The sequence below is a fragment of the Paracoccus zeaxanthinifaciens ATCC 21588 genome (assembly GCF_000420145.1).
Taxonomy (GTDB): domain Bacteria; phylum Pseudomonadota; class Alphaproteobacteria; order Rhodobacterales; family Rhodobacteraceae; genus Paracoccus; species Paracoccus zeaxanthinifaciens.
Genome location: NZ_ATUJ01000004.1, coordinates 222,201 through 246,174, shown reverse-complemented (window position 1 = coordinate 246,174; position 23,974 = coordinate 222,201). Strand labels below are relative to the sequence as shown.

23 protein-coding genes and 1 pseudogene are annotated in these 23,974 nt (G+C 67.7%); 16 read left to right on the top strand and 8 right to left on the bottom strand.

Going from position 1 to position 23,974, the window contains the following annotated elements; genetic code table 11:
- Positions 1 to 29: 29 nt before the first annotated feature.
- The 3 genes from F804_RS0106070 (at position 30) to F804_RS0106060 (ending at position 1,299) form a co-directional block, all read left to right on the top strand.
- Complete coding sequence (locus F804_RS0106070) at positions 30 to 374, top strand: helix-turn-helix domain-containing protein (protein WP_022706860.1); 345 nt, start codon at positions 30 to 32, stop codon at positions 372 to 374.
- Positions 367 to 675, top strand: a complete 309-nt coding sequence (locus F804_RS0106065; RefSeq protein ID WP_022706859.1) for an FAD assembly factor SdhE — start codon at positions 367 to 369, stop codon at positions 673 to 675. Before F804_RS0106070 ends, F804_RS0106065 begins: the two co-directional genes overlap by 8 nt.
- A gap of 141 nt (positions 676 to 816) precedes the next feature.
- Positions 817 to 1,299 (top strand): MarR family winged helix-turn-helix transcriptional regulator, encoded by a 483-nt coding sequence (locus F804_RS0106060; RefSeq protein ID WP_051142305.1) that lies wholly within the window; start codon positions 817 to 819, stop codon positions 1,297 to 1,299.
- A 36-nt stretch (positions 1,300 to 1,335) separates the two neighbouring features.
- Here the strand turns inward: F804_RS0106060 and F804_RS0106055 are convergent, their stop codons facing one another.
- On the bottom strand, positions 1,336 to 1,764 hold the full coding sequence (locus tag F804_RS0106055; protein WP_022706857.1) for a VOC family protein: 429 nt from the start codon (positions 1,762 to 1,764) through the stop codon (positions 1,336 to 1,338).
- Positions 1,765 to 1,879: 115 nt separating this feature from the next.
- Between F804_RS0106055 and thyX the strand changes: the two genes are divergently transcribed.
- The 7 genes and pseudogenes from thyX to phoB all read left to right on the top strand — a co-directional run bounded on the left by thyX (position 1,880) and on the right by phoB (position 8,867).
- Positions 1,880 to 2,785, top strand: coding sequence for an FAD-dependent thymidylate synthase (gene thyX / locus F804_RS0106050; RefSeq protein WP_022706856.1), 906 nt, complete (start codon positions 1,880 to 1,882; stop codon positions 2,783 to 2,785).
- Positions 2,786 to 2,959: 174 nt separating this feature from the next.
- Complete coding sequence (locus tag F804_RS0106045) at positions 2,960 to 3,988, top strand: substrate-binding domain-containing protein (protein ID WP_022706855.1); 1,029 nt, start codon at positions 2,960 to 2,962, stop codon at positions 3,986 to 3,988.
- A 75-nt stretch (positions 3,989 to 4,063) separates the two neighbouring features.
- Positions 4,064 to 5,270 (top strand): annotated as a pseudogene (gene pstC / locus F804_RS15780) (phosphate ABC transporter permease subunit PstC).
- Positions 5,267 to 6,622 (top strand): phosphate ABC transporter permease PstA, encoded by a 1,356-nt coding sequence (gene pstA, locus F804_RS0106035; RefSeq protein ID WP_028725674.1) that lies wholly within the window; start codon positions 5,267 to 5,269, stop codon positions 6,620 to 6,622. Before pstC ends, pstA begins: the two are co-directional and overlap by 4 nt.
- Positions 6,623 to 6,661: 39 nt before the next feature.
- Positions 6,662 to 7,441, top strand: a complete 780-nt coding sequence (gene pstB / locus F804_RS0106030; protein ID WP_022706853.1) for a phosphate ABC transporter ATP-binding protein PstB — start codon at positions 6,662 to 6,664, stop codon at positions 7,439 to 7,441.
- Positions 7,442 to 7,460: 19 nt separating this feature from the next.
- On the top strand, positions 7,461 to 8,174 hold the full coding sequence (phoU, locus tag F804_RS0106025) for a phosphate signaling complex protein PhoU (protein ID WP_022706852.1): 714 nt from the start codon (positions 7,461 to 7,463) through the stop codon (positions 8,172 to 8,174).
- Positions 8,175 to 8,177: 3 nt separating this feature from the next.
- A complete protein-coding gene (gene phoB / locus F804_RS0106020; protein ID WP_022706851.1) occupies positions 8,178 to 8,867 on the top strand; it encodes a phosphate regulon transcriptional regulator PhoB in 690 nt (229 codons plus the stop codon).
- A 3-nt stretch (positions 8,868 to 8,870) separates the two neighbouring features.
- On the opposite strand, the gene F804_RS0106015 is transcribed toward phoB, so the two are convergent.
- From F804_RS0106015 to F804_RS15770, 5 genes are read right to left on the bottom strand one after another with little or no spacing between them, the layout of a single operon-like run.
- Positions 8,871 to 9,572, bottom strand: coding sequence for a fumarylacetoacetate hydrolase family protein (locus F804_RS0106015; RefSeq protein WP_245540321.1), 702 nt, complete (start codon positions 9,570 to 9,572; stop codon positions 8,871 to 8,873).
- A 47-nt stretch (positions 9,573 to 9,619) separates the two neighbouring features.
- The gene (locus tag F804_RS0106010) at positions 9,620 to 10,672 is read right to left on the bottom strand and encodes a glycosyltransferase family 4 protein (RefSeq protein WP_022706849.1); all 1,053 of its coding nucleotides are present in this window, start codon (positions 10,670 to 10,672) and stop codon (positions 9,620 to 9,622) included.
- The gene (locus F804_RS15775) at positions 10,669 to 11,523 is read right to left on the bottom strand and encodes a lysylphosphatidylglycerol synthase transmembrane domain-containing protein (RefSeq protein WP_022706848.1); all 855 of its coding nucleotides are present in this window, start codon (positions 11,521 to 11,523) and stop codon (positions 10,669 to 10,671) included. Before F804_RS15775 ends, F804_RS0106010 begins: the two co-directional genes overlap by 4 nt.
- Complete coding sequence (locus F804_RS0106000; protein WP_022706847.1) at positions 11,520 to 13,079, bottom strand: sulfatase-like hydrolase/transferase; 1,560 nt, start codon at positions 13,077 to 13,079, stop codon at positions 11,520 to 11,522. The genes F804_RS15775 and F804_RS0106000 overlap by 4 nt, the downstream gene beginning before the upstream one ends.
- On the bottom strand, positions 13,076 to 13,822 hold the full coding sequence (locus tag F804_RS15770; RefSeq protein WP_022706846.1) for a CDP-alcohol phosphatidyltransferase family protein: 747 nt from the start codon (positions 13,820 to 13,822) through the stop codon (positions 13,076 to 13,078). The genes F804_RS0106000 and F804_RS15770 overlap by 4 nt, the downstream gene beginning before the upstream one ends.
- A 271-nt stretch (positions 13,823 to 14,093) precedes the next feature.
- Between F804_RS15770 and F804_RS0105990 the strand changes: the two genes are divergently transcribed.
- From F804_RS0105990 to F804_RS0105965, 6 genes are all read left to right on the top strand, one after another.
- Positions 14,094 to 17,156 carry a response regulator gene (locus tag F804_RS0105990; RefSeq protein ID WP_040595747.1) on the top strand — a complete coding sequence of 1,021 codons (3,063 nt, stop codon included), beginning with the start codon at positions 14,094 to 14,096 and terminating at the stop codon, positions 17,154 to 17,156.
- Positions 17,153 to 18,016 carry a CheR family methyltransferase gene (locus F804_RS0105985; protein WP_040595715.1) on the top strand — a complete coding sequence of 288 codons (864 nt, stop codon included), beginning with the start codon at positions 17,153 to 17,155 and terminating at the stop codon, positions 18,014 to 18,016. Before F804_RS0105990 ends, F804_RS0105985 begins: the two co-directional genes overlap by 4 nt.
- Positions 18,006 to 19,832, top strand: a complete 1,827-nt coding sequence (locus F804_RS0105980; RefSeq protein WP_022706843.1) for a response regulator — start codon at positions 18,006 to 18,008, stop codon at positions 19,830 to 19,832. The genes F804_RS0105985 and F804_RS0105980 overlap by 11 nt, the downstream gene beginning before the upstream one ends.
- 202 nt (positions 19,833 to 20,034) lie before the next feature.
- Positions 20,035 to 21,093, top strand: a complete 1,059-nt coding sequence (locus F804_RS0105975) for a methionine ABC transporter ATP-binding protein (protein ID WP_022706842.1) — start codon at positions 20,035 to 20,037, stop codon at positions 21,091 to 21,093.
- A complete protein-coding gene (locus tag F804_RS0105970) occupies positions 21,083 to 21,757 on the top strand; it encodes a methionine ABC transporter permease (RefSeq protein ID WP_022706841.1) in 675 nt (224 codons plus the stop codon). Before F804_RS0105975 ends, F804_RS0105970 begins: the two co-directional genes overlap by 11 nt.
- A gap of 43 nt (positions 21,758 to 21,800) precedes the next feature.
- Positions 21,801 to 22,574 carry a MetQ/NlpA family ABC transporter substrate-binding protein gene (locus F804_RS0105965; RefSeq protein WP_022706840.1) on the top strand — a complete coding sequence of 258 codons (774 nt, stop codon included), beginning with the start codon at positions 21,801 to 21,803 and terminating at the stop codon, positions 22,572 to 22,574.
- A 45-nt stretch (positions 22,575 to 22,619) separates the two neighbouring features.
- On the opposite strand, the gene F804_RS0105960 is transcribed toward F804_RS0105965, so the two are convergent.
- Together F804_RS0105960 and F804_RS0105955 are read right to left on the bottom strand one after the other, a co-directional pair.
- Positions 22,620 to 23,219 (bottom strand): thiamine phosphate synthase, encoded by a 600-nt coding sequence (locus F804_RS0105960; RefSeq protein ID WP_022706839.1) that lies wholly within the window; start codon positions 23,217 to 23,219, stop codon positions 22,620 to 22,622.
- Positions 23,216 to 23,974 (bottom strand): thiazole synthase, encoded by a 759-nt coding sequence (locus F804_RS0105955; protein ID WP_022706838.1) that lies wholly within the window; start codon positions 23,972 to 23,974, stop codon positions 23,216 to 23,218. Before F804_RS0105955 ends, F804_RS0105960 begins: the two co-directional genes overlap by 4 nt.

Here is a 23,974-nt window from a genome sequence, read left to right as displayed (position 1 = left end):
GCGACATGCCACAAGCAGGGATCCCGTTCATGGACAGCTATGCCGATCAGGTCGCCACCTTGGGCGACCGACTGACCGCCGCACGCGAAGGGGCGGGACTGGGCGTCGCCCAGCTGGCAGAGGAGCTGGGCATCCTGGCCGACACGCTGGAGGGATGGGAGGTCGATCAGGCCGAACCGACCGCCAGCCTGATGGGACGTATCGCCACGCTGACGGGCGTTTCGCTTGTTTGGCTGTTGACGGGCGAGGGGACAGGCCCCAAGGACACCGCCGCGGGCGCGGCCCTCCGGGCCGAGCTGACAGAGCTGCGCCGCATCCTTGCCGATGCCAGCGCCCGCGTTGAACGCTTGCAGGAGGCCCTTGGCAATGTCTGACACATCCGAGCCGCGCGAATACCGGCTGAAGCGGCTGCACATGCGCAGCTGGCGGCGGGGCATGAAGGAGATGGACCTGATCCTGGGCCATTTCGCCGATGACGGGCTGGGCCGTCTGACCGACGAACAGCTGGACCTGTACGAACGCATGCTGGGCGAGAACGACCAGGACCTGTATTTGTGGGTCACCGCGCGCATCAAGACCGAAAGCCCGGTCGATCGCGGCGCCCCCGATTTCCTGGCACCCATGCTGGAGATGATCGCGGATCACGCCGCCGCGCGCTTCGCGGCGGGAAAATGATCGCAAGGGTGCGGAAAAGGCAGCGGCGTTAACCGTCGGTTGTCTTTCCTGTGTCAGTCATGAGGCATGACGCACAGGACAGGACGACCAGATCCAATGCTTGCATCCGCACATCGTGACCCGCTTCCGTCGGCGGCCAGCATGGCCGAGGCCGCCGGCATCTCGGAAATGACCGAGGCCTATCTCGAATCCCTCCAGATCCTGGAAAGGATGCATCGGCTGATGCTGGATCTGATCAAGGACGAGTTCGAGCGTCTGCGACGGGCCGACCTGACGCCGGTGCAGGCGATGATCCTGTACAACCTTGGCAGTGCCGAGGTGACCGCGGGCGAGCTGCGCTCTCGCGGGATGTACCAGGGGTCCAATGTCAGCTACAACCTGAAGAAGCTGGTCGCGATGGGCTATGTCCATCACGAGCGCTGCGACATGGACCGCCGCTCGGTCCGCGTGCGCCTGACCGACGAGGGGCAGGAGGTGCGCAACACCGTCCACGCGATGTTCCTGCGCCACGCCGAGGGGCTTGCCATGTCGGGCGTCCTCGAGGATCCGCCCCTGGACCAGGTGAACATGCAATCCCGCCGGATCGAACGCTTCTGGACCGAGCAGATCCGCTACATCTATTGACGCCGCCCGCCTTCGGGGCGGACGGCGCGGTCGGGATTACCAGTGGCCGGTGTTCTCCATGCTTGCCCACGGCTCTTGCGGGGGCAGGTCGTCGCCCTCCTGCAGGATCTCGATCGAGATGTTGTCGGGGCTGCGCACGAAGGCCATGTGCCCGTCGCGCGGGGGGCGGTTGATGGTCACGCCCGCATCCATCAGCTTCTGGCACATCTCGTAGATGTTGCCGACGCGATAGGCGAGATGGCCGAAATGGCGGCTGTCCGAGGGAAGCCCCTCGTCGCCGTCCCAGTTCCAGGTCAGTTCGACCGGGCATTCCGGCTGGCCCGGAGGCGCCATGAAGACCAGCGAGAAGCGGCCCTTCTCGTTGTCGATGCGGCGGGTTTCCTCGAGGCCCAGAAGGCTGAAGAACGCCATCGTCTTTTCCAGGTCCTTCACGCGCACCATCGTGTGCAGATAGCGGATGTCCATCGTCATCTCCTTGGTTCCGGTCGCGGGCAAGGTGTCACGCCGTGCCACGGTCGGCAAGCTTGCGATCCGGCCCCCGATGCGTCAAATGACGGACACGAAGCCAGAAAGGACCGCCATGCCCCTGACCCCGGAACAGCAGGCCGAGATCGACGCCCTGCGCGAAGCCCCGCAACAGACGCTGCGTGCCACCGTTCCCGGCATGGAAAAGCACCTCTATGTCGCGCACCATGTGCTGGATCACGGGCTGGTCCGCGTCATCGACTACATGGGCGACGATTCCGCGATCTGCCAGGCGGCGCGTGTCAGCTATGGTCGCGGCACGAAATCGGTCCAGAACGACGAGGGGCTGATCCGCTATCTGATGCGGCACTGGCACTCGACCCCGTTCGAGATGTGCGAGGTCAAGTTCCACGTCAAGCTGCCGGTCTTCGTGGCCCGCCAGTGGATCCGCCACCGCATGGCGAACGTGAACGAATATTCCGCGCGCTATTCGATCCTCGACCGTGAATTCTATATCCCCGCGCCCGATCAGCTGGCCGCGCAGTCCAGCCAGAACAACCAGGGCCGGGGCGAGATCCTTCAGGGCGACGAGGCGCAGCGCGTGCTGGACCTGCTGCGCGACGACGCGATGCGGTCCTACGACCACTACGAGAGCATGCTGAGCAATGACGGCCAGCAGGGACTTGCGCGCGAACTGGCGCGGATGAACCTGCCCGCCAACATCTATACCCAGTGGTACTGGAAGACGGACCTGCACAACCTGCTGCATTTCCTGCGCCTGCGCGCCGACAGCCACGCCCAGTACGAGATCCGCGTCTATGCCGAGAAGATGTGCGACATCGTCGCCGACTGGGTGCCCGCGGCCTTCAATGCCTTCCGCGATTACCGCATGGATGCCGTCAGCCTGTCCGCGCAGGCCGCCGCCGTCCTGAAGCGCCGCCTTGCGGGCGAAACCGTGACCCAGGAGCAATCCGGCATGGGTGCGCGCGAATGGCGCGAGTTCACGGCCGAGTGGGGCTGAGGGGACGACCTGTCCTTTCGTACAGGCCCCGCCATCCGGCGGGGCTTTTTCATGACGCCCTTGCGCAGCCGGGCCTGCTTTGTCACCCTGCTGTTACAAATCTCATACATAGGCGTCACATTCGGGGGCTAGGGCATGCCCCATGCAAAACTCTTCCTGCAACGGAGACAGCAAGTGAAAACCTTCGGCCTTACCGCTACCGCCCTTTCGGCCATCGCACTGTCGGCTTCGGCCGCTGCGGCACGCGACCAGATCCAGGTCGCCGGTTCCTCGACCGTGCTGCCCTACGCAACCATCGTCGCCGAAGCCTTCGGCGAGAACACCGACTATCCGACGCCGGTCGTGGAATCGGGCGGCTCGTCGGCCGGCCTGAAGAAGTTCTGCGAAGGCGTGGGCGAAAACACCATCGACGTCGCCAACGCCTCGCGCCAGATCAAGGACAGCGAGATCGAGGCCTGTGCCGCCAACGGCGTCGAGGAGATCATCGAGGTCCGCATCGGCTATGACGGCATCGTCTTCGCCAACGCCTCGGAAGGTCCGGAATTCGCCTATACCCCGGCCGACTGGTTCAACGCCCTGGCCGCCAAGGTCGTCAAGGACGGCGCCATCGTCGACAACACCGCGACCAACTGGAACGAAGTGAACGCCGACCTGCCCGAGCAGGAGATCCTGGCCTTCGTTCCGGGCACCAAGCACGGCACCCGCGAAGTCTTCGAGGAGAAGGTCATCCTGGCCGGCTGCGAGGAATCGGGCGCCATGGAGGTCTTCATGGCCGAGATGGGCGACGAGGATGCGGCGGAAGAAGCCTGCATGACCCTGCGCACCGACGGCAAGTCGGTCGATATCGACGGCGACTATACCGAGACCCTGTCGCGCATCGAGAGCGCGCCGAACGGCATCGGCGTCTTCGGCCTGTCCTTCTACGAGAACAACATGGACAAGCTGCGCGTCGGCACCATGTCGGGCGTCACCCCCTCGACCGAAAGCATCGCCTCGGGCGAGTACCCGGTTTCGCGTCCGCTGTTCTTCTACGTCAAGAAGGCGCATATCGGCGTGATCCCCGGCCTCGAGGAATACGCATCCTTCTTCGTCGCCGATGAACTGGCAGGCCCCGACGGCCCGCTGGCCCAGTACGGCCTGGTCTCGGACCCGGAACTGGCCGCGACGCAGGAAGCCGTGGCCAACCAGGAAGCCATGCAGTAAACGACCCGGCGGCGCGGCACCTGTCGCGCCGCCATACCGACCTTCCCTCCATGCCTTGACGCAAGGAAACGCCTTATGCCGTTGTCCTGGGCTTTCATCGCCAGCCTGATCCTGGCCATCGCCGGCTATTTCGCCGCGCGAGGCCGGGCTTTTGCCGCTGCCGGCCCCGATATCCGCCGCCTGCACAGCCGTCCCACCTATCACGGCTACAGCGTGGCCCTGACGACGCTGGCGCCCCCCCGTTGCCGTCATCGTCATCGCATCCTTCCTGCGCATGGCGGGCATTCTGGGCGAACAATCCGGCGCCTTCGTCGGCCTGCTTGCCGTCGCCGCGGGCATCATCGGCTTCGTCTGGGGGCTGACCCGTATCGGCGTCGAATACAAGGCACGCGACACGGTCGAGCGGATCGTGATGGGTGTGCTGATCCTGTGTTCCACCATCGCCATCCTGACCACCGCGGGCATCGTCCTGTCGCTGGTCTTCGAGACCGGCCACTTCTTCCAGAAATACAGCTGGACCGATTTCTTCTTCGGCACCAACTGGACGCCGCGCTTCCAGGGCAACTCGGACCTGGGGATCCTGCCCCTGCTGTGGGGCACGCTGTATATCAGCTTCATCGCCCTGCTGGTCGCGGTGCCCATCGGGATGTTCGCCGCGATCTACATGTCCGAATACGCAAGCAAGCGCGTGCGTGGCATCGCCAAGCCCGCGATCGAGGTCTTGGCCGGCATTCCGACCATCGTCTACGGCCTGTTCGCGCTGATCACCGTCGGGCCGATGCTGCGCGACTACTTCGCGCAGCCGCTGGGCCTGGGCCAGTCGGGCGCCTCGGTGCTGACGGCGGGTCTGGTCATGGGGATCATGCTGATCCCCTTCGTCAGCTCGCTTTCGGACGACATCATCAACGCCGTGCCGCAATCGCTGCGTGACGGTGCGCTGGGCCTCGGGTCCACCCCGTCCGAGACGATCAAGCAGGTCGTCCTGCCCGCCGCCCTTCCGGGCATCGTCGGCGCCGTCCTGCTGGCCGCCAGCCGCGCCATCGGCGAGACGATGATCGTGGTGCTGGGCGCCGGGGCCGCCGCTAGGATGAGCCTCAACCCGTTCGAGGCCATGACGACGATCACCGTCAAGATCGTCAGCCAGCTGACCGGCGACAACGACTTCTCGGCGCCCGAGACGCTGGTCGCCTTCGCCCTGGGTCTGACGCTGTTCGTCATCACCCTCGCCCTGAACATCGTCGCGCTCTATATCGTGCGCAAATACCGCGAGCAGTACGAATGACCGATCTTCCGATGCCCGCCGACGCGTCGCGTGACGCGACGAAATCGTCCCTGCTGGTCGCGGATGCGCGGACCAGGAAACGCAACGCCGCCGAGAAGCGCTTCCGCAGCTATGGTGCCGCCGCGATCGGCGTCGCGCTGGTGGCGCTTGTCGTGCTGCTCAGCTCGATCATCGGGGGCGGGGCAGGGGCGTTCCGCCAGACCTATCTGTCGATCCCCGTCGCGCTGGATGCCGATGTGCTGGACCCCAAGGGGAACCGCGACCCGGCCGAGATGTCGAAGGTGCTGACCCTGTCCTATGGCCGCGTGCTGGACGCAGCCGTCGATACCGCCGTCGCCGATGGCGGGATCGAGATCGAGGGCCTGAGCGACAAGGATATCGGGGGCCTCATCTCGAAGGAGGCATCCGCCCAGCTGCGCGACCGTGTGCTGGCCGATCCCGAGCTGCTGGGCACGACGGTCGAGACGAACGTGCTGGTGAACGGCCGCGTGGACGGCTACTTCAAGGGCCGCGTCACGATGGAAAGCGCCGAGGCCGACGGCAACACCTCGCCCCAGCAGCTGATGCTGGCCGAGGAGCTGAAGGAGCGCGGCATGCTGGTGACGCGCTTCAACTGGGACTTCGTGACCAATCCCGACGCATCCGACCAGCGCCCCGAGGCCGCGGGCGTGGGCGTCGCGATCCTCGGCTCGCTCTACATGATGCTGGTGGTGCTGTTCCTGGCCGTGCCGATCGGGGTCGCCGCCTCGATCTATCTCGAGGAATTCGCGCCCAAGAACCGCTGGACCGACGTCATCGAGGTGAACATCTCGAACCTGGCGGCGGTCCCCTCGATCGTCTTCGGCATCCTGGGCCTTGCGGCCTTCATCAACTTCGCGGGCCTGCCGCAATCGGCGCCCATCGTGGGCGGCCTGGTGCTGACCCTGATGACGCTGCCGACGATCATCATCTCGACCCGCGCGGCACTGAAGGCGGTCCCGCCCTCGATCCGCGACGCGGCACTGGGGGTCGGCGCGTCGAAGATGCAGTCGGTCTTCCACCACGTCCTGCCGCTGGCCATGCCGGGCATCCTGACGGGCACGATCATCGGCCTTGCGCAGGCACTGGGCGAAACCGCGCCGCTGCTGCTGATCGGCATGGTGGCCTTCGTCCGCGAATTCCCCGCTGCCCCGCCCGAGGGCCTGTTCGACCCCGCATCCGCGCTGCCGGTGCAGGTCTACAACTGGACGCAGCGCGCCGACCCCGCCTTCATCGAACGCGCGTCGGGCGCCATCATCGTGCTGCTGGCCTTCCTGCTGTGCATGAACGTGCTTGCAATCGTCCTGCGCCGCCGCTTCGAGCGCCGCTGGTGATCCGGCCGAAAGGGAACAACAATGTACGATACTAATCGAATGGAGAACGCCGTGGGCCAGGACGACATCAAGATCTCGGCACGTAAGGTGCAGGTGTTCTATGGCGACAAGCATGCCATCAAGGATGTCGACGTGGACATCCTGGACAAGACCGTCACGGCCTTCATCGGGCCGTCGGGCTGCGGCAAGTCGACCTTCCTGCGCTGCATCAACCGCATGAACGACACCATCCCCATCGCCCGCATCCAGGGCGAGATCCGGCTGGATGGCGAGGACATCTACGACAAGCGCGTGGACCCGGTGCAGCTGCGCGCCCGCGTGGGCATGGTGTTCCAGAAGCCGAACCCCTTCCCGAAGTCGATCTATGACAACGTGGCCTATGGCCCGCGCATCCACGGCCTGTCGCGCAACCGCGCCGAGCTGGACGAGATCGTCGAGCGATCGCTGCGCGGCGCCGCCCTGTGGAACGAGGTCAAGGACCGCCTGCAGGAACCAGGCACCGGCCTGTCGGGCGGCCAGCAGCAGCGCCTGTGCATCGCGCGCGCCGTCGCCACCAGCCCCGAAGTGCTGCTGATGGACGAGCCCTGCAGCGCGCTGGACCCCATCGCGACCGGCCAGGTCGAGGAACTGATCGAGCAGCTGCGCCAGGAATTCTCGGTCGTGATCGTCACGCACTCGATGCAGCAGGCCGCACGGGTCAGCCAGAAGACCGCCTTCTTCCACCTGGGCAACCTGGTGGAATACGGCGACACCGACGACATCTTCACGAAGCCGCAGGACAGCCGGACCGAGGCCTACATCTCGGGCCGCATCGGCTGAGCGCGCGAAAGGACAGCACATGAACCGCGACAAGCATATCTCGTCCGCATTCGACCGCGACCTGGAAACCATCCAGGCGCTGGTCGTGAAGATGGGCGGCATGGTCGAGGCCGCGATCACCGACGCCGCCACCGCGCTGGATTCCCGCGACGAGGACCTGGCCGAGGATGTCCGCCGCCGCGACAAGGCCATCGACGCGCTGGAAATCCAGATCAACGAGGACGCCGCCCGCCTGATCGCCCTGCGCGCGCCCACCGCGACCGACCTGCGCATGGTCCTGGCCGTCATGAAGATCGCCGCCTCGCTGGAACGCGTGGGCGATTTCGCCAAGAACATGGCCAAGCGCTCTAGCGTCCTGTCGCAGATGCCCCCGATCGAGGGTGCCGGCATGGCCCTTCGCCGCATGAGCGGGGCGGTCAACAAGATGCTGCAGGATTCGCTGGACAGCTATATCCGCCGCGACGCCGACCTGGCCGAGGACGTGCGCCAGCGCGACCTGGAAGTCGACCAGATGTACAACGCCCTGTTCCGCGAATTCCTGACCCACATGATGGAAGATCCGCGCAACATCACGGCCTGCATGCATCTGCATTTCATCGCCAAGAACGTCGAGCGCATGGGCGACCACGCGACCTCGATCTGCGAGCAGGTCATCTATCTGGTGACGGGCGACATCCCCGAGGATGCCCGCCCCAAGGCCAGCAGCGTTCCCATGATCGCGGAAGAGGGCTGATCCATGACGCGTCAGGCCCCCTGTGTTCTGGTCGTCGAGGATGAGGGCGCGCAGCGCGAGGTTCTGCAATACAACCTCGAGGCCGAGGGCTTCGAGGTTGTCGTCGCCGACAATGGCGAGGACGCGCTGCTTCTGGTGCAGGAGGAAAACCCCGACCTGATCGTGCTGGACTGGATGATGCCCAAGGTCTCGGGCATCGAGGTCTGCCGCCAGGTCAAGGCCGATCCCGCCACGCGCCAGATCCCCATCATCATGCTGTCGGCCCGCAGCGAAGAGGTGGACCGCGTCCGCGGCTTGGAGACCGGCGCCGACGATTACGTCGTCAAGCCCTATTCCGTGGTCGAGCTGATGGCACGCCTGCGCACGCAGCTGCGCCGCACGCGCCCGGCCAGCATGGGCGAGAGGCTCAGCTTCGGGGACATCCTGCTGGACGCGGCCGAGCATCGCGTCTTTCGCGCAGGCTCGCCCCTTCACCTTGGCCCGACCGAGTTCCGCCTGCTGTCCACGCTGATGGAGAAGCCCGGCCGCGTCTGGACGCGCGAGCAGCTTCTGGACCGCGTGTGGGGGCGCGACATCTATGTCGATACCCGCACCATCGACGTGCATGTCGGCCGCCTGCGCAAGGCGCTGATGCAGAACGGCGGCGACAACCCGGTCCGCACGGTGCGCGGAACGGGCTATTCGCTCGGCTGATCCTCAGACGATCCTGGTATCGAGGGGGGCAAGCCCCTCGATGCCGACCTTGACCTGCTGCCCGCGCGTGACGGCGCTGACGCCCGCGGGCGTGCCGGTGAAGATCAGGTCGCCCGGTGCCAGCGCCACCAGACGCGACAGGTGGGCGATGACCTCGGGGATGGACCAGATCAGGTCCGACAGGTCGGCATCCTGGCGCATCTCTCCGTCTACGCTCAGCCAGATGCGGCCCTTTTCGGGGGCGGGCCCCTGGGTCAGCGCGCCCAACGCCGCCGAATGGTCGAAGCCCTTGGACATGTCCCACGGGCGGCTCATGCGCTTGGCCTCGGCCTGAAGGTCGCGGCGGGTGAAGTCGATCCCGGCGGCAGCCCCCCAGATCAGGCCCGCGGCATCCTCGACCGCGATGTCGCGCCCGCCCTGGCCAAGCGCGACGACCAGCTCCGCCTCGTGGTGCAGATCCTCGGTCGCCGAGGGGAAGGGCAGGTCGGCGCCGTCGGTCAGCAGCGCATCCGCGGGCTTGGTGAAGAAGAAGGGCGGTTCGCGATCCGGGTCGTGCCCCATCTCTCGGGCGTGGTCGGCATAGTTGCGGCCCACGCAGAAGATGCGGCGCACGGGAAAGCGCGCGCTGCTGCCCAGAACGGGCGCGCTGGCCTGCGCGGGCGGCGTGATCACGTATTGCGGCTGGTCCATCGGTATCCCCTTCATCCCTTGGTCCCGCGCATCCATGCACGATCGCGCCGCTGTCGCAAGGCTCAGCCGATGGCGTCCAGCACGCCTGCCGCGACCCGCGCGGTGTCGTCCCAGCCGGGCAGATCGCGTCCCGCCTGCCACGCGGCATCCGCGCGGGCCTTGCGCTGTGCGGGGTCGGTCAGCAGATCGCGCAGCGCTTCGGTCAGTGCCGCGATGTTTTCCGGCGGAACAAGGATGCCCGCATCGCGCGGAACGGTATCGGGCACCGCGCCGACCCGCGTGCTGACGATGGGCAGCCCATGGGACAGCGCCTCGTCGAAGACGATGCCGTAACCCTCGTATCGGGTTGCCAGCGCGAAGATCCCCGCCGCGCCATAGAGCGATTGCAGCCGGTCGTCATCGACCCGGCCCGCCAGCTGGACCCGGTCGGCCAGCCAGCCGCCCGCGACCTGATCGGCCAGCATCCGCGCGTGATCCCGGTCCCAGGGGCTGCCCACGATCACCGCGCGCCAGTCCAGATCGTGCAGCCGTGCAAACGCGGCCAGCAGCAGGTCGTGCCCCTTGCGCGGATGCAGGATGCCGACCGACAGGATCAGCGGCGGGTCCTGCGGTCGGGCGGGCGTCGTCGCCCGCGCGGCGGTGCCGGGACGCGCGACGGTGATGCGGTCCGGCGCGACGTCATAGCGTTCGACCAGCATCTGCCGCGTATGGGGGCTGGGGACCAGGATGTGGCGCACCAGCGCAAGGTTCGCACGCTCGGTCTGGTACAGGTGCTGGCGCAGATCGGGGGACAGGGCGCTTTCCTGCGCCAGCGGGTGGTGGATCATCGCGACCAGCGGCGCCCGCACCTGCGCCAGCCGCGCGGTGTCCATGGCGCCGAAGGCCAGCCCGTCCACGATGGCCACGCGGTCCTGCGGGATGTCGGCCAGCGCCTGCATGGCCCGGTCCATCTGGTCGGCATCGGGCGTCGGGAAACTGTCGGACAGGGACAGCACCTGCATCTCGCGCCCTTGCAGGCGCAGATGATCGACCAGGTGCCGGTCATAGAGATAGCCTCCGGTCAGCGTCGTGATGTCTCCGGGAAGAACGAAGGTCGCGGGTCGTTTTGTGGTCATATCCTCGTCCGGGTCAGGGCGATTGCGGTATCGCGGCCGATCACCGCGATGCCGGGAAGTGTCGCGGTCAGAAAGACCAGCCCGAAGGCCATGCTGGCCGCCAGCCCCGCTTCGGACGAGGCGCCGATCAGCGGGAACAGCGCGGCGGCCGCGCCCTCGCGCAGACCCCAGCCCGCGATGGTGACGGGCAGGATCATGGTCAGCAGGATCAGCGGCACAAGGACCATCGCCTGACCGGGTGCGATGATGCTGCCCGTCGCGCGGGCGGCCATCGCAAAGCCCGCGATGTTCAGCGCGGTGATGGCCAGGTTCAGCGCCACCTGATGCGCGACGAAGCCGGGTGTCAGCGCGGGTCGCGGCACCAGAAGCAGCGCGATGCCTGCGATCACCCCTCCGATCAGGATGGCGCGGTGCAGCGTGGCGGGCAGGTCAGGGCCGAATGGCAGCGCCAGCCCCGCCAGCAGCACGGCCAGCAGCGCGACCTGACCCAGAACGCGTTCCACCACGACCGCGCTGCCCGCGCGGCGCAGCCCGCCGTCATGACGCGCGCGGTAGGCGCGGCCCGCATCGCCCGCGATCCCGCCGGGCAGCGACTGGTTCACGATCTGCGCAAGATAGTATTCCGCGACCGCCGCCCGCAGCGGGATCGTCTGGCCGAAGAACCGCGCGGTGATCTGCCAGCGCCATGCCGACAGCAGGGTCTGGAGGCTCAGCGCGGCCAGCGCGGCGACCAGCCAGCGCGGATCGGCGGCGGCCAGCAATCCCAATGCGCGCTGGCCGTCCAGACCCCACCACAGGGCCGACAGGATCGCGATGGCGACGATGATGCGAAGCGCCCGCGCCATGGTCATGACCACGGCCTGCCCGCATCCCCCGAGAAGCTGCGCAGGATGTTCATGCGCATCTCCTCCATCGGGATGGCGGGGCTGCCCGCTTCGGGGATCAGGCCGGGGGTCAGGCCCCATTCGGCAGTTCGGCGCACCAGGTGGTCGGGGCCGATGACATGGATCGGCACCTCGTGACGTTCATCCAACCCGATAGAGCTTGCCGCCTGATGATCGCCCACCAGCACCAGCAGCGGCGGATCGTCGGCATGCAGCGCCGCATACTCCGTAACCGCGCGCAGGGCATAGTCGATGGACTTTCCGTATTGTTCCCGGACGCGTTCGCGATCGCGCCAGACGGTCTTGGGCGTATCGCCGCTGCGGGCCATCTCGTCGAATTCGCGTCCATCGGCGACCTGGTCCCACGGGATCATCGACGGGATCGGCGTCCATGGCGCGTGAGAGGATATCAGCGCCACCTGCGCCAGAAGCGGCGCATCGGCGGTGCCGCGCAGCTTGCGGTCCATCGCGGCCAGCGTGAACTGGTCGGGCATCGTGACCCAGTTGAAGGGCAGCCCCCTGTAGTCGAGGGCCTTCGCGTCCAGCACGGTGTCGAAGCCCATTTCCCGGGCCTCGGGCCAGAGGCGGGTGATCGCGGGCATCACGGCTGCGGTCCGCAACCCGGCATCCTGCGCGATGTGGAACAGCGTCTGCCGCCCGCTTGCCAGCGCCGCGCGATAGCGGGTCTGCCCCTCGATCCGCAGACCGTTCGCGAAGGTTGCATGGGCCAGCCAGCTCTGGCCGCCATGCGTGGGCGAGGTCAGGAACCCCGAGCGCATCGCAAGGCCCGCACGGTCCAGATCGGCGGCCGCATCGCGCAGGATCGGCAGATGGGTCGCGGCATATCGCGGCACGTCGAAGCTGGCCCTGCCATAGCTCTCGATAAAAACGAAGATCACGTCGCGGTCGATCAGGCCGAAGGGCTGGGCGATGCGGGCGGCGTCGTCCTGTGCGGCGGCCACGCGGAACTTCGCAAGCTCGGTCGTGGTGGCGCGCGCGGTGCGGATCTGGCCTGCGCCATAGTTCCACAGCATCGGCGCGGGGTTCATCGCGAGGGTCAGACCCGCGAGCGCGATCACGGGGATCGCCGCGGGAACGCCCGCCCGCGACCAGCGCCCGAGGGCCCACCACAGCGACCGGAAGATCGCGAAGGCCGCAAGGATCGCGGCCACGACCAGCAGCACCGCGCCGATCCGCCCGACCGCGCCCGCGATCAACCGGACCGAGGCGTCGATCAGCGGGATGTCGGCGACCAGGTTGAACCTGCGCCCCAGTGCCATCTGCATGGCGATATCGGCCAGTTTCAGGATGCTCAGCACGCCGATGGTGACGGTCGCGGCCATGCGCAGGGCACGCGAGGCTGCACGGTCGCCCAGCAGGACCAGCATCAGCAGCAGGACCAGCAGTTCGGGGGCAGGGCGCAGCCATGCGTCGATGCGCATCGCGCCGGGCGATGACGGCAGGGCCGTGATCGCATGCAGCAGCAGTGCCGAAATCAGAAGCGGGGCAGCCCGTCGGATCAACGATGTCTCCACAGCCAGATCGCATCGGTTCCGAAGGACCATATCAGCGCACCGGCGGCGACGCGACCGATGATGATCGCGGCATCGGGCGACAGGATCGGCAGTTGCAGCAGGATCAGGGTGCCCAGTTGCAGCACGCAGATGCATTTGCGCAGGAAGCTCGGCGGCAGCGGCTGGCGGAAGGCGTGGTGGCAGACGCCCGCGATCACGAAGGCATAGCGCATGACCCCGAGGAACAGCACCTCGGCGCCGATGGGTCCGCCCAGCATCGCGTGCAGCGACAGCACGAAGGCCAGGGCCGCGTCCACCTCCATGTCGAAGCGTGCGCCGAAATCGGATGACAGCCCGCTGCGCCGCGCCAGCCAGCCGTCCAGCCCGTCCATCGTCAGGGCGACCGACGCCACCACGGCAACGGCCCAGCCAGCAGCCTGCCCCCCGGCAAGCGCCGAGATCAGCGCCGCCGTCAGCGCGACTCGCATCAGCGTGACGGTGTTGCAGCCCCCGAAGGCGCGATGCGGATAGTGCCATCGCATCAGCTGCGCGATCCCCGCGGCGGCGATGGCGAAGCCGACCATTCCGGCCCATGCCGTGGCGGCGGCCCCGACCGTTGCGGATGCCGCCCAGGTCAGGATCACACCCGCGACGACCGCGACCGGCAGCCCCTTCGGCAATCGCCCGTCCCCCGTCGCCCGCAGGGCGGGGCGCTGGAAATAGGACGCAAGCGGAGCCGAGAGGATGGGCATGAACGACCTTTGACATTCGGATGACAGTCTGGGGCCAACGCGACCCGCGGGCGCGTGTTCCGCCCCAAGGGTGCGATTTTCCTGCGACCTTTCCGCGCGGATTTTGACAATGCCCACCAGGGCCTATATGCATTCGGCGCGGGCAGGGTCCGCTTTCCCTTCAGAAAAACTTCACTTTCCGTTGAACCGAACCGTTCGCCACGAGTTTGCGTTTTGCAGCGGTTTGTCTCGAAAGGCTGAGAAGTCAGGAATGTCCGTCAATTCCAAGGATATGACCATCTTCGCGATGGTCCTTGCCTCGCTCGTCGTCGTTCTGGCGTTCGAGCCCAACGTGCCTTTGGGGACCGCCGTCTGGCTCGGCTATGCCGTGCCACTGGCCCTGTCCTTTGCAAGCGAACGCGCCTGGCTGCCGCCGATCGTCGCGGTCATCGCCTGCGCCGGGATGGTCTATGGCTTCGCGGCGGACCGCACGGGGATCGATCCGCGCCTGGCCATGGCGAACCGGACGATGGCGGCGGCGATCTTCCTGACGCTCGGCGTGGTGGGGCGGGCGTTGATCCGCAACCGCGTGCGGCTGATGCGCGACGAATGGGTCAACGAGATCCGCATCGACCTTGCCCGCGCGATCGAGGGAGAGCTGTCGCCCGACAAGCTGTCGCACCGCGTGCTGGAAACCCTGTCGCCCCGCATCGGCGCGCTGGCTGGCGTCGTGTATATCCGCCGCAACGGGATCTTCGAGCGCGCCTCGGGCTGGGGGGTGGACGAAACCTCGTTGCCCGACAAGATCATGCCGTCGGGCGGGCATCTGGCGCGCTGCGTGTCCGAAGGCGTCCCGCTGACGCTGAGGCTGGCCCCGTCCGAGGCGCTTGGTTGGGGATCCGGGCTGGCTCGGGGTCGTTCGCCGCATACGCTGCTGGTGCCGCTGAAGGATGGCCGGCAGGTCAATGGCGTGATCGAGCTGGGGCTGGACCAGCTGCCCTCGGGGCGGCTGGACGAGCTTGCGGAGCTGATTTCCGAACAGCTGGGCATCGGCATCCGCACCGCGCTGATCCGCGAACAGGTCCAGGAACTGCTGGAGGAAACGCGCCGCCAGTCCGAGGAACTGCGCAGCCATACCGAGGAACTTGCCGCCACCAACGAGGAGCTGGAGGAACAGACCCGCGCCCTGCAGGACAGCCAGCAGCGGCTTGAAACCCAGCAGGCCGAGCTGGAACAGCAGAACGCCCAGCTGGAAAGCCAGACGCAGGAACTGGAAGAACAGCGAGACGCGCTGGCGGGCGCGCGCCGCATGCTCGAGGATCAGGCATCCGAGCTGGAGCGCGAGAGCCGCTACAAGTCCGAATTCGTCGCCAACATGTCGCACGAGCTGCGCACGCCCCTGAACGCGCTGCTGATCATGTCGCGCCTTCTGGCCGAGAACCGCGGCCGCAACATGTCGGACGAACAGGTCCGTTGGGCCGAGACGATCGAAAGCTCGGGCAAGGATCTGCTGGCGCTGATCAACGACATCCTGGATCTGTCCAAGATCGAGGCGGGCAAGCTGGACCTTGCACGCGACCATATCGACCCCGCCCAGCTGGCCGACAAGCTGATGCGCGGCTTCGAGGCGCAGGCCCGCGCCAAGGGCCTGCAGGTCGCCGCGCAGATCGCGCCCGACATGGTCGAATTCGAAAGCGACCGCACGCGGCTGGAACAGGTCCTGCGCAATTTCATCTCGAACGCGCTGAAATTCACCGAGAAGGGGCGCGTGACGCTGGACATTTCGAAGCGCGGTCAGGAGATCGCCTTCGCGGTCAAGGATACAGGCATCGGCATCGACCCCGCCCAGCACGAGGCGGTGTTCGACGCCTTCCGGCAGGCCGACGGCACGATCTCTCGCAGGTTCGGGGGGACGGGGCTGGGGCTGTCGATTTCTCGTGAACTGGCGGACCTGCTGGGCGGGCGCATCACGCTGGACAGCACCCCGGGCGAGGGCAGCACCTTCACGCTGATCCTGCCCGCGACGCCCGCGCGCCAGCAGGCCGCGCCCGCACCCGCCCCGCGCCGCCGCGATGCCCCCACATTCGAGACCGAGCCGCAGGGCGATCCGCTGATGTTCGACGCCCTGCCGGGGGTCGAGGACGACCGCGCCATCGTCGGCAGCGACGACCGCGTGATGCTGGTGGTCGAGGATGACGCGGTCTTCGCGCAGATCCTGCTGGACCTTGCGCGCGAACTGGGCTTCCGCGCCGTCTGCGTGGGACGGGCCGACGACGCCGTGCGCGCGGCGCGTCACTTCCTGCCGCATGCGGTCGTGCTGGACATGGGCCTGCCCGACCATTCCGGCCTGTCGGTGCTGGATCGCCTGAAGCGCGACACGCGCACGCGGCACATCCCCGTGCATGTCGTCTCGGCCGAGGATCGCACCAAGGAGGCGCTGGCGCAGGGTGCCATGAGCTATATGCTCAAACCCGTCGAGCGGGCCGAACTGGCCAGCGCGATCCGCAACCTCGAGGCGCGGCTCGAGAGCCGGATGCGCCGCGTGCTGATCGTCGAGGACGATCCCGCCCAGATGGAGGGTCTGCGCGCGCTTCTGGCCAGCGACGAGGTCGAGACGATCGGCGCCGGCACCGCCGCCGAGGCGCTGGAGGTCTGCCGCAGCCAGACGGTGGATTGCATCGTGCTGGACATGACGCTGCCCGACGCGTCCGGCTTCGACCTGCTGCAGCAGCTTGACGGCGACGGGATGGCATCCTTCCCGCCGGTCATCGTCTATACCGCCCGCGCCCTGTCGGACACCGAGGAACAGCGCCTGCGCCGCTATTCCAAGTCCATCATCATCAAGGGCGCCAAATCGCCCGAGCGCCTGATCAACGAGGTGACGCTGTTCCTGCACCAGGTCGTCAGCGACCTGCCCGAGAAGCAGCGGGAGATGCTGGCCCAGTCGCTGAACCGCGATGCCCAGCTGGAAGGCCGCCGCATCCTCGTGGTCGAGGACGACATCCGCAACGTCTATGCGCTGACCGGTGTGTTCGAACCGCATGGCGCGACCGTCCAGATCGCGCGGAACGGCCGCGAGGCGCTGGAGGCGCTCGGGCGCGTGGCGGACGGGGGCGCGCCTTCGGTCGACCTGGTGCTGATGGACGTGATGATGCCCGAGATGGACGGCCTGACCGCCACCAAGGAGATCCGCCGCATCGACCGCTGGAAGACCCTGCCCATCATCATGCTGACCGCCAAGGCCATGGCCGAGGACCAGAACCAGTGCCTTGCGGCGGGCGCGAACGATTACCTGCCCAAGCCCCTGGACGTTGACAAGCTGCTGTCGCTGGTCCGCGTGTGGATGCCGCGATGAGCATCGACCCCGTTCCCGCCACCCCGACCGAGGGGATCGAACTGGACCTGTTCCTGGAGGCGCTGCACCGGCGCCACCATTTCGACTTTCGCGCCTACAGCCGCGCATCGCTTGCCCGCCGCGCCGACATCGCGCGCGAAAGGCTGGGATGCGCCACCCTGTCCGAGGCGCAGGGCAGGGTGCTGCACGACCCATCGGTCCTGCCCGAGGTGATCGACGCCATGACCGTGCAGGTTAGCGAGATGTTCCGCGACCCGTCCTATTTCCTGTCGCTGCGCCGCGAGGTGATCCCGCATCTGCAGACCTACCCTTCGCTCAAGGTCTGGATCGCGGGCTGCGCGGACGGAGAGGAGCTGTATTCCATGGCCATCCTCTTTCACGAGGAGGGGCTTCTGGACCGCACGATGTTCTACGCGACCGAGATCAACCGCCGCGCGCTGCTGCGCGCCGAGGCCGGTGTCTATGATATCGACCGGCTTGCGGTCTTCTCGCGCAATTACCAGCAGGCGGGGGGGCGGGGGTCGCTGTCGGACTACTATACCGCCGCCTATGGCCGCGCGGCGATCGACCGGCGGCTGCGTCAGCGCGTGCTGTTCAGCGAACACAACCTTGCCAGCGACCAGGTCTTCTCGGAGATGCACCTGATCTCGTGTCGCAACGTGCTGATCTATTTCGACGGCGCCCTGCAGGACCGGGCCATCGGCCTGTTCTCCGAGGCGCTGACCCGTGGCGGGTTCCTCGGGCTGGGCGCGCACGAGACGCTTCGCTTCTCGTCCCATGCGCCGGTCTTCCAGCCCTTCGACGAATCCCAACGCATCTGGCGCCGCAGCCCCCAACTCGAGACGAGCCATGCCCGATAGACCGATCCGCTTCCTCATCGTCGACGACATCGCCGAGAACATCGCGGCCCTCGAGGCGCTGCTGCGACGCGACGGGCTGGTGGTCGACCAGGCAAGATCGGCCGCCGAGGCGCTGGAGCTGATGCTGGTCAACGACTATGCGCTGGCCTTCCTGGACGTGCAGATGCCCGGCACCGACGGCTACGAGCTGGCCGAGCTGATGCGCGCGACCGAGCGCACGCGCGGGGTGCCCATCATCTTCGTCACCGCGGCCGAGATGGACGAGGCCCGCCGCTTCCGCGGCTACGAGGCGGGCGCGGTCGATTACATCTTCAAGCCGATCGACCCGGTGATCCTGAAATCCAAGGCCGAGGTCTTCTATCGCATCGGTCGGCAGGCCAAGGACCTGCTGCGCCAGCGCGACGAGATGCAGGCCATCGCACGGCATCGCGACCAGGTCGCGGCGCAGCTTCGGGCGCATGTGGACAATTCGCCGCTGGCCTTCGTGGCGCTGGCCCCCGACCTTCAGGTCCGGGCATGGTCCAAGGGGGCCGAACGCGCCTTCGGCCGCAGTGCCTCCGAGATGATGGGGCAATCCGCCAACCGGACCGGCTGGCTGGACGATGACGGCGCCCGCCAGCTGACGGAATGGCTGGCCGCGGCCGACGAACAGGCGCCGCGCTTCTCGACCGAGCTGCAGCTGGATCACGCCGATCTGGGGCCGATCCCCTGCGAGGTCTATGGCTCGGTGCTGGATGACGGATCGGGTCCGTCGCTGTCGCTGCAGATCCTCGACATCACCGAACGCAAGCAGGCCGAGGAGGTCCGTTCGCTGCTGATCGGGGAGCTGAACCACCGCATCAAGAACACGCTGGCCAATGTGCAGGCCATTTCGCGCCAGAGCCTGCGTCAGGCGGGCAGCCTGCCCGAATTCGAGCAGAGCTTCGGCGGTCGCCTGCAGGCGCTGTCGCGGGCGCATTCCATCCTGTCGGACGCGACCTGGGCTAGCGCGCCGCTGGATCAGCTGGTCGAGGATCAGGTCAGGTCCGGCACGCTGGACGGCGACCGGCTGCACAGCGCGGGCCCCTCGGTGGAACTGGCCCCCGAAACCATGCTGCGCCTTGCGCTGACGCTGCACGAACTGGGCACGAATGCCGCGAAATACGGCGCGCTGTCGGTCCCCGATGGCCACGTGCACCTGGAATGGCGGCTGGATGGCCGGCACCTGACGCTGACATGGCGCGAAGAGGGCGGCCCGCCCGTGATCGCGCCTGCCGGTTCGGGCTTCGGCACGACGCTGATCACCGCCGTCGGCGGGGGCGATCCGCGTGCCGTCAGCGTCGATTGGCGCCCCGAGGGCGTGATCTGGACGCTGCGCCTGTCCGAAGGGGTCAGCCCCCACCAGGCCCCGGACAAGCCCCAGCCCGCCGAGGCCGCGCCCGCACCCTGCCGCGCGCAATCCCTGGGCGAAAGCCGCATCCTGCTGGTCGAGGACGAGCCGCTGGTCGCGCTGGACCTTCGCCACGAGCTGGAGGATGCCGGGGCCGAGGTCGTGGGCATCGCCCGCACCGTCCCCGAGGCGCTGGAGATGGCGGGCCAGGTCGAGGTCGATCTTGCGATCCTCGACGGGAACCTCAAGGGGCAGCCGGTGGACGAGGTCGCGGACCTCCTGTCGCGCGACGGCGTTCGCTTCTGCTTCCTGTCGGGATACGGGCGCGAACACCTGCCGCGCGGGCATGACCACGCACCCCTGATCGAGAAGCCCTTCCGCCCCGATCACCTGCGCAGCGTGCTGAACGACCTGTTGGCCGCCCCAAGCGCGACCGCCGCGGAATAAGAACAGCGTTCCGCCCGCGCGGCCCCGTCCGGTCCGTTCGTCCGCTGGCCGCACCCGCGGGCGGTCGGTCGTTCCGGCGCGAACCGGCGCCCGGTCCGCGCGTTCCCATCACGGCCTTGCGCGCGGGGGCGGGCGGGCTTGAACCTTCGCCGCCTTTCGGGCATCTGCGCCTATCGCGCGACACCGTCTGAACGGGACCAGTATGAGCAGCACCACCAAAGACGCCGCGATCCTGTTCGAGGGGGTCGGCAAATCATTTCCCAAGGGCGACGGCACCCGCGTCACCGCCCTGTCGGGCATCGACCTTGCGGTCCCGCAGGGCAGCATCACCGGCATCATCGGCCGCTCGGGGGCGGGCAAGTCCACGCTGCTGCGCATGGTCAACGGCCTCGAACGCCCGACCGAGGGGCGCGTGACCGTCGCGGGCCGCGACGTGGGCACTGCGCGCGGATCGGCGCTGCGCCACATCCGCCGCGATGTCGGCATGATCTTCCAGCACTTCAACCTGTTGGCCTCTCGCACGGTGCGCGACAACGTGGCCCTGCCGCTGGAGGTCGCGGGCACGCCCCGCGCGAAGATCCGTCCCCGCGTGGACGAGCTGATCGAGCAGGTGGGCCTGCAGGCGCTGGCCGACCGGTATCCCGCCGAACTGTCGGGCGGGCAGAAGCAGCGCGTCGGCATCGCCCGCGCCCTTGCGACCGACCCCAAGGTCCTGCTGTCGGACGAGGCGACCAGCGCGCTGGACCCCGAGACCACGCAGACCGTCCTTGAACTGCTGGCCCGCATCAACCGCGACCTGGGCCTGACCATCCTGCTGATCACCCACGAGATGGCCGTGCTGCGCGACATCGCCAGCCACATGGCCGTGATCGAGGGCGGCAGCATCGTCGAGGCGGGCGAGACGCACAAGGTCTTCACCCGTCCCGCCCATGCGACCACGCGGTCCTTCCTGTCGGGCGTCACCGGCGCGACGCTTCCGGCCTTCATCGCCGACCGCCTGCTATCCGAACGCCCCGACGGCCCGTCCGAGGCCGTGATCCGCGTGACCTTCGCGGGCGACCATGCGACCGACCCCATGCTGTCGCTTCTGGCGACCGAGCTGGGCATCTCGGCCAACATCCTGGCGGGCGCCATCGAGGAGGTGGGCACCCATCCCTTCGGCAACCTGCTGATCTCGCTCGAGGCAGCGCGCGCGGACGAGGCGCGCGCCTATCTCGAACGTCACGGACTTCTGACGGAGGTGCTGGGCCATGTCCGCTAACCTGATCCCCATTCTCTGGGATGCCACGCTGCAGACGCTCTACATGGTGGCGCTGTCGGCGATCCTCGGCACGATCGGGGGGCTTCCGCTCGGGGTCTACCTGGCGACCTCTCAGCGGGGCGAGCTGCTTAGCAGCCCCTGGGTCAACTGGGCACTGGGTCTGGTCGTGAACGCCACGCGGTCCGTGCCCTTCATCATCCTGGTCGTCGCGATCATCCCCTTCACGCGGATGATGGTCGGCACCTCGATCGGGACGGATGCGGCCATCGTGCCGCTGACCATCGCCGCCATCCCCTTCATCGCGCGCCTCGTGGAAAACGCCATCCGCGAGGTCGATGCCGGCCTGATCGAGGCCGCCCGCGCGATGGGCGCGACGCCCTTCCAGATCATACGCAAGGTGCTGATCCCCGAGGCGCTGCCCGCGATCACGCTTGGGCTGACGCTGGCCGTGGTCAGCCTGATCGGATATTCCGCGATGGTCGGTGCCGTCGGCGGGCAGGGCCTGGGCGACCTGGGCATCCGCTACGGCTATCAGCGCTTCATGCCCGAGGTGATGCTGGCCGTGGTCGTCATCCTGATCGTGCTGGTCCAGCTGGTGCAGTCGCTTGGCGAACGCGTTGCCGCCCGCGTGGATCGCCGTGCCGCCCGCAATCGGGGCCATTAAGGCCACGCGACCTGTTTTCCGCAGACAAGAAAGGACCAATCCCATGCTGCGTCTGACTGCCTTCACTTCCGCACTTGCCCTGAGCGCCGCCGCCGCCATGGCCGAGGACATCAAGGTCGGCGTCTCGCCCGGCGAACATGGCGAGATCATGGAAGAGGTCGCCAAGGTGGCCGAGCCGATGGGCCTGAACATCGAGGTCATCGAGTTCTCGGACTATGTCGTGCCGAACCAGGCGCTGGCCGATGGCGACCTGGACGCCAACAGCTTCCAGCACCGCCCCTATCTGGAAAACCAGATGAAGGATCGCGGGTTCGAGCTGGTCGAGGTGGGCACCACCATCACCACCCCGATGGGCGTCTATTCCGACAGCCTGACCGACATCGCGGACCTGCCCGAAGGGGCGCAGGTCGCCATCCCGAACGACCCGACCAACGGTGGCCGCGCCCTGCTGATCCTGCAGGATCTGGGTCTGATCACCCTGGCCGAGGGCACGGGCCTGGTCCCCAGCCCGCTGGACGTCCAGGACAACCCCAAGGGCCTGCGCTTCCTCGAACTGGACGCGGCGCAGCTGCCCCGTGCGCTGGCCGATGCCGACATCGCGGTCATCAACACGAACTATGCGCTGGCCTCGGGCCTGTCGCCCAAGGACGACGCCATCGCGATGGAGCAGGACAGCCCCTACGTGAACATCCTGGTCGTGCAGGACGGCCGTCAGGACGAAGCATGGGTCAAGACCCTGGTCGAGGCCTATCAGAGCGCCGAGGTGAAGGCCTTCATCGACGAGAAATACGAAGGCGCCGTGCTGACCTCGTGGTAAGCCGCGACGCATGACGAACGGGCCGCCCCAACCGGGCGGCCCTTTTCATTGCGCCGTGACGCGCAGCCATTGCCGGATGCGGGCCTCGGGGTCGGGGTTCAGCGTGATGTCGGTCACGACCGACACGATATCGGCCCCCGCCGCGAAGGCGTCTGCCGCGCGGTCGGTGTTCAGCCCGCCGATGGCCACCAGCGGCAGATCGCCCACCAGCCTGCGCCATTCGGCGACTTTGCCCAGACCCTGTTCGTGCCAGCGCATCTTCTTCAGGATCGTCGGCCAGACCGGCCCGAGCGCGACGTAATCGGGCGCCAGCGCCAGCGCGCGGTCCAGTTCGGCATGGTCATGCGTGGACACGCCCAGCCGCAGCCCCGCGCGCCGGATCGCGGGCAGGTCGGCTTCGTCCAGATCCTCCTGTCCCAGATGCAACCACTCTGCGCCAAGGTCGATCGCCGCCTGCCAGTGGTCGTTCACCACCAGCGTCGCGCCATGATCCCGCGCCAGTGCGAGGCCGCGCCGCAGGTGGTCGCGGATCTCGGCGTCGGGGCGGTCCTTCAGGCGCAGCTGAACCAGCCGCACCCCAAGGGGCAGGGCGCGTTCCAGCCAGTCCGCGTCGTCGAAGATGGGATAGAAGCGCGGCAGTCTCACAGCCATGCCTTTCCGATGACGGGGGTCGAGGGGACGGCCATGTCGCGCGGCGACATCGGGTCCGCATCGCGGGCCATGCGCCCGGCCTCGACCGCGCGGGCGAAGGCGCAGGCCATCAGCGCCGGATCGCCCGCCTGCGCGATGGCGGTGTTCAGCAGGATCGCGTCGAAGCCCATCTCCATCGCCTCGGCGGCGTGGCTGGGCAGCCCGAGGCCCGCGTCGATCACCATCGGCACGTCGGGAAAGGCCGCGCGCAGCATCCGCAACCCGTGGCGGTTGTTCAGCCCCAGACCGGACCCGATGGGCGCACCCCAGGGCATCAGCACCTTGCAGCCCGCATCCAGCAGGCGCTGCGCCAGCACCTGGTCCTCGGTGGTATAGGGGAAGACCTCGAACCCTTCGGCCGACAGGGTCTCGGCCGCGTCCAGCAGGCCGAACGGGTCGGGCTGCAACGTGTCGGAATGGCCGATCACCTCCAGCTTGATCCAGTTCGTCTCGAACATCTCGCGGGCCATGCGGGCGGTGGTCACGGCCTCCCTGGCGCTGTGGCATCCGGCGGTGTTCGGCAGCAGATGCACGCCCAGTTTGCGCACGATGTCCCAGAAGCCCTGGCCGCGACCGCCCTCGCGCCGCAGCGACACGGTGGCGACCGACGCGCCGCTGCGGCGGAACGCGTCCTCCATGATCGCGGGCGAGGGGTATTGCGCCGTTCCCAGCATCATGCGCGATGACAGCTCGGTTCCATAGAACAGCAT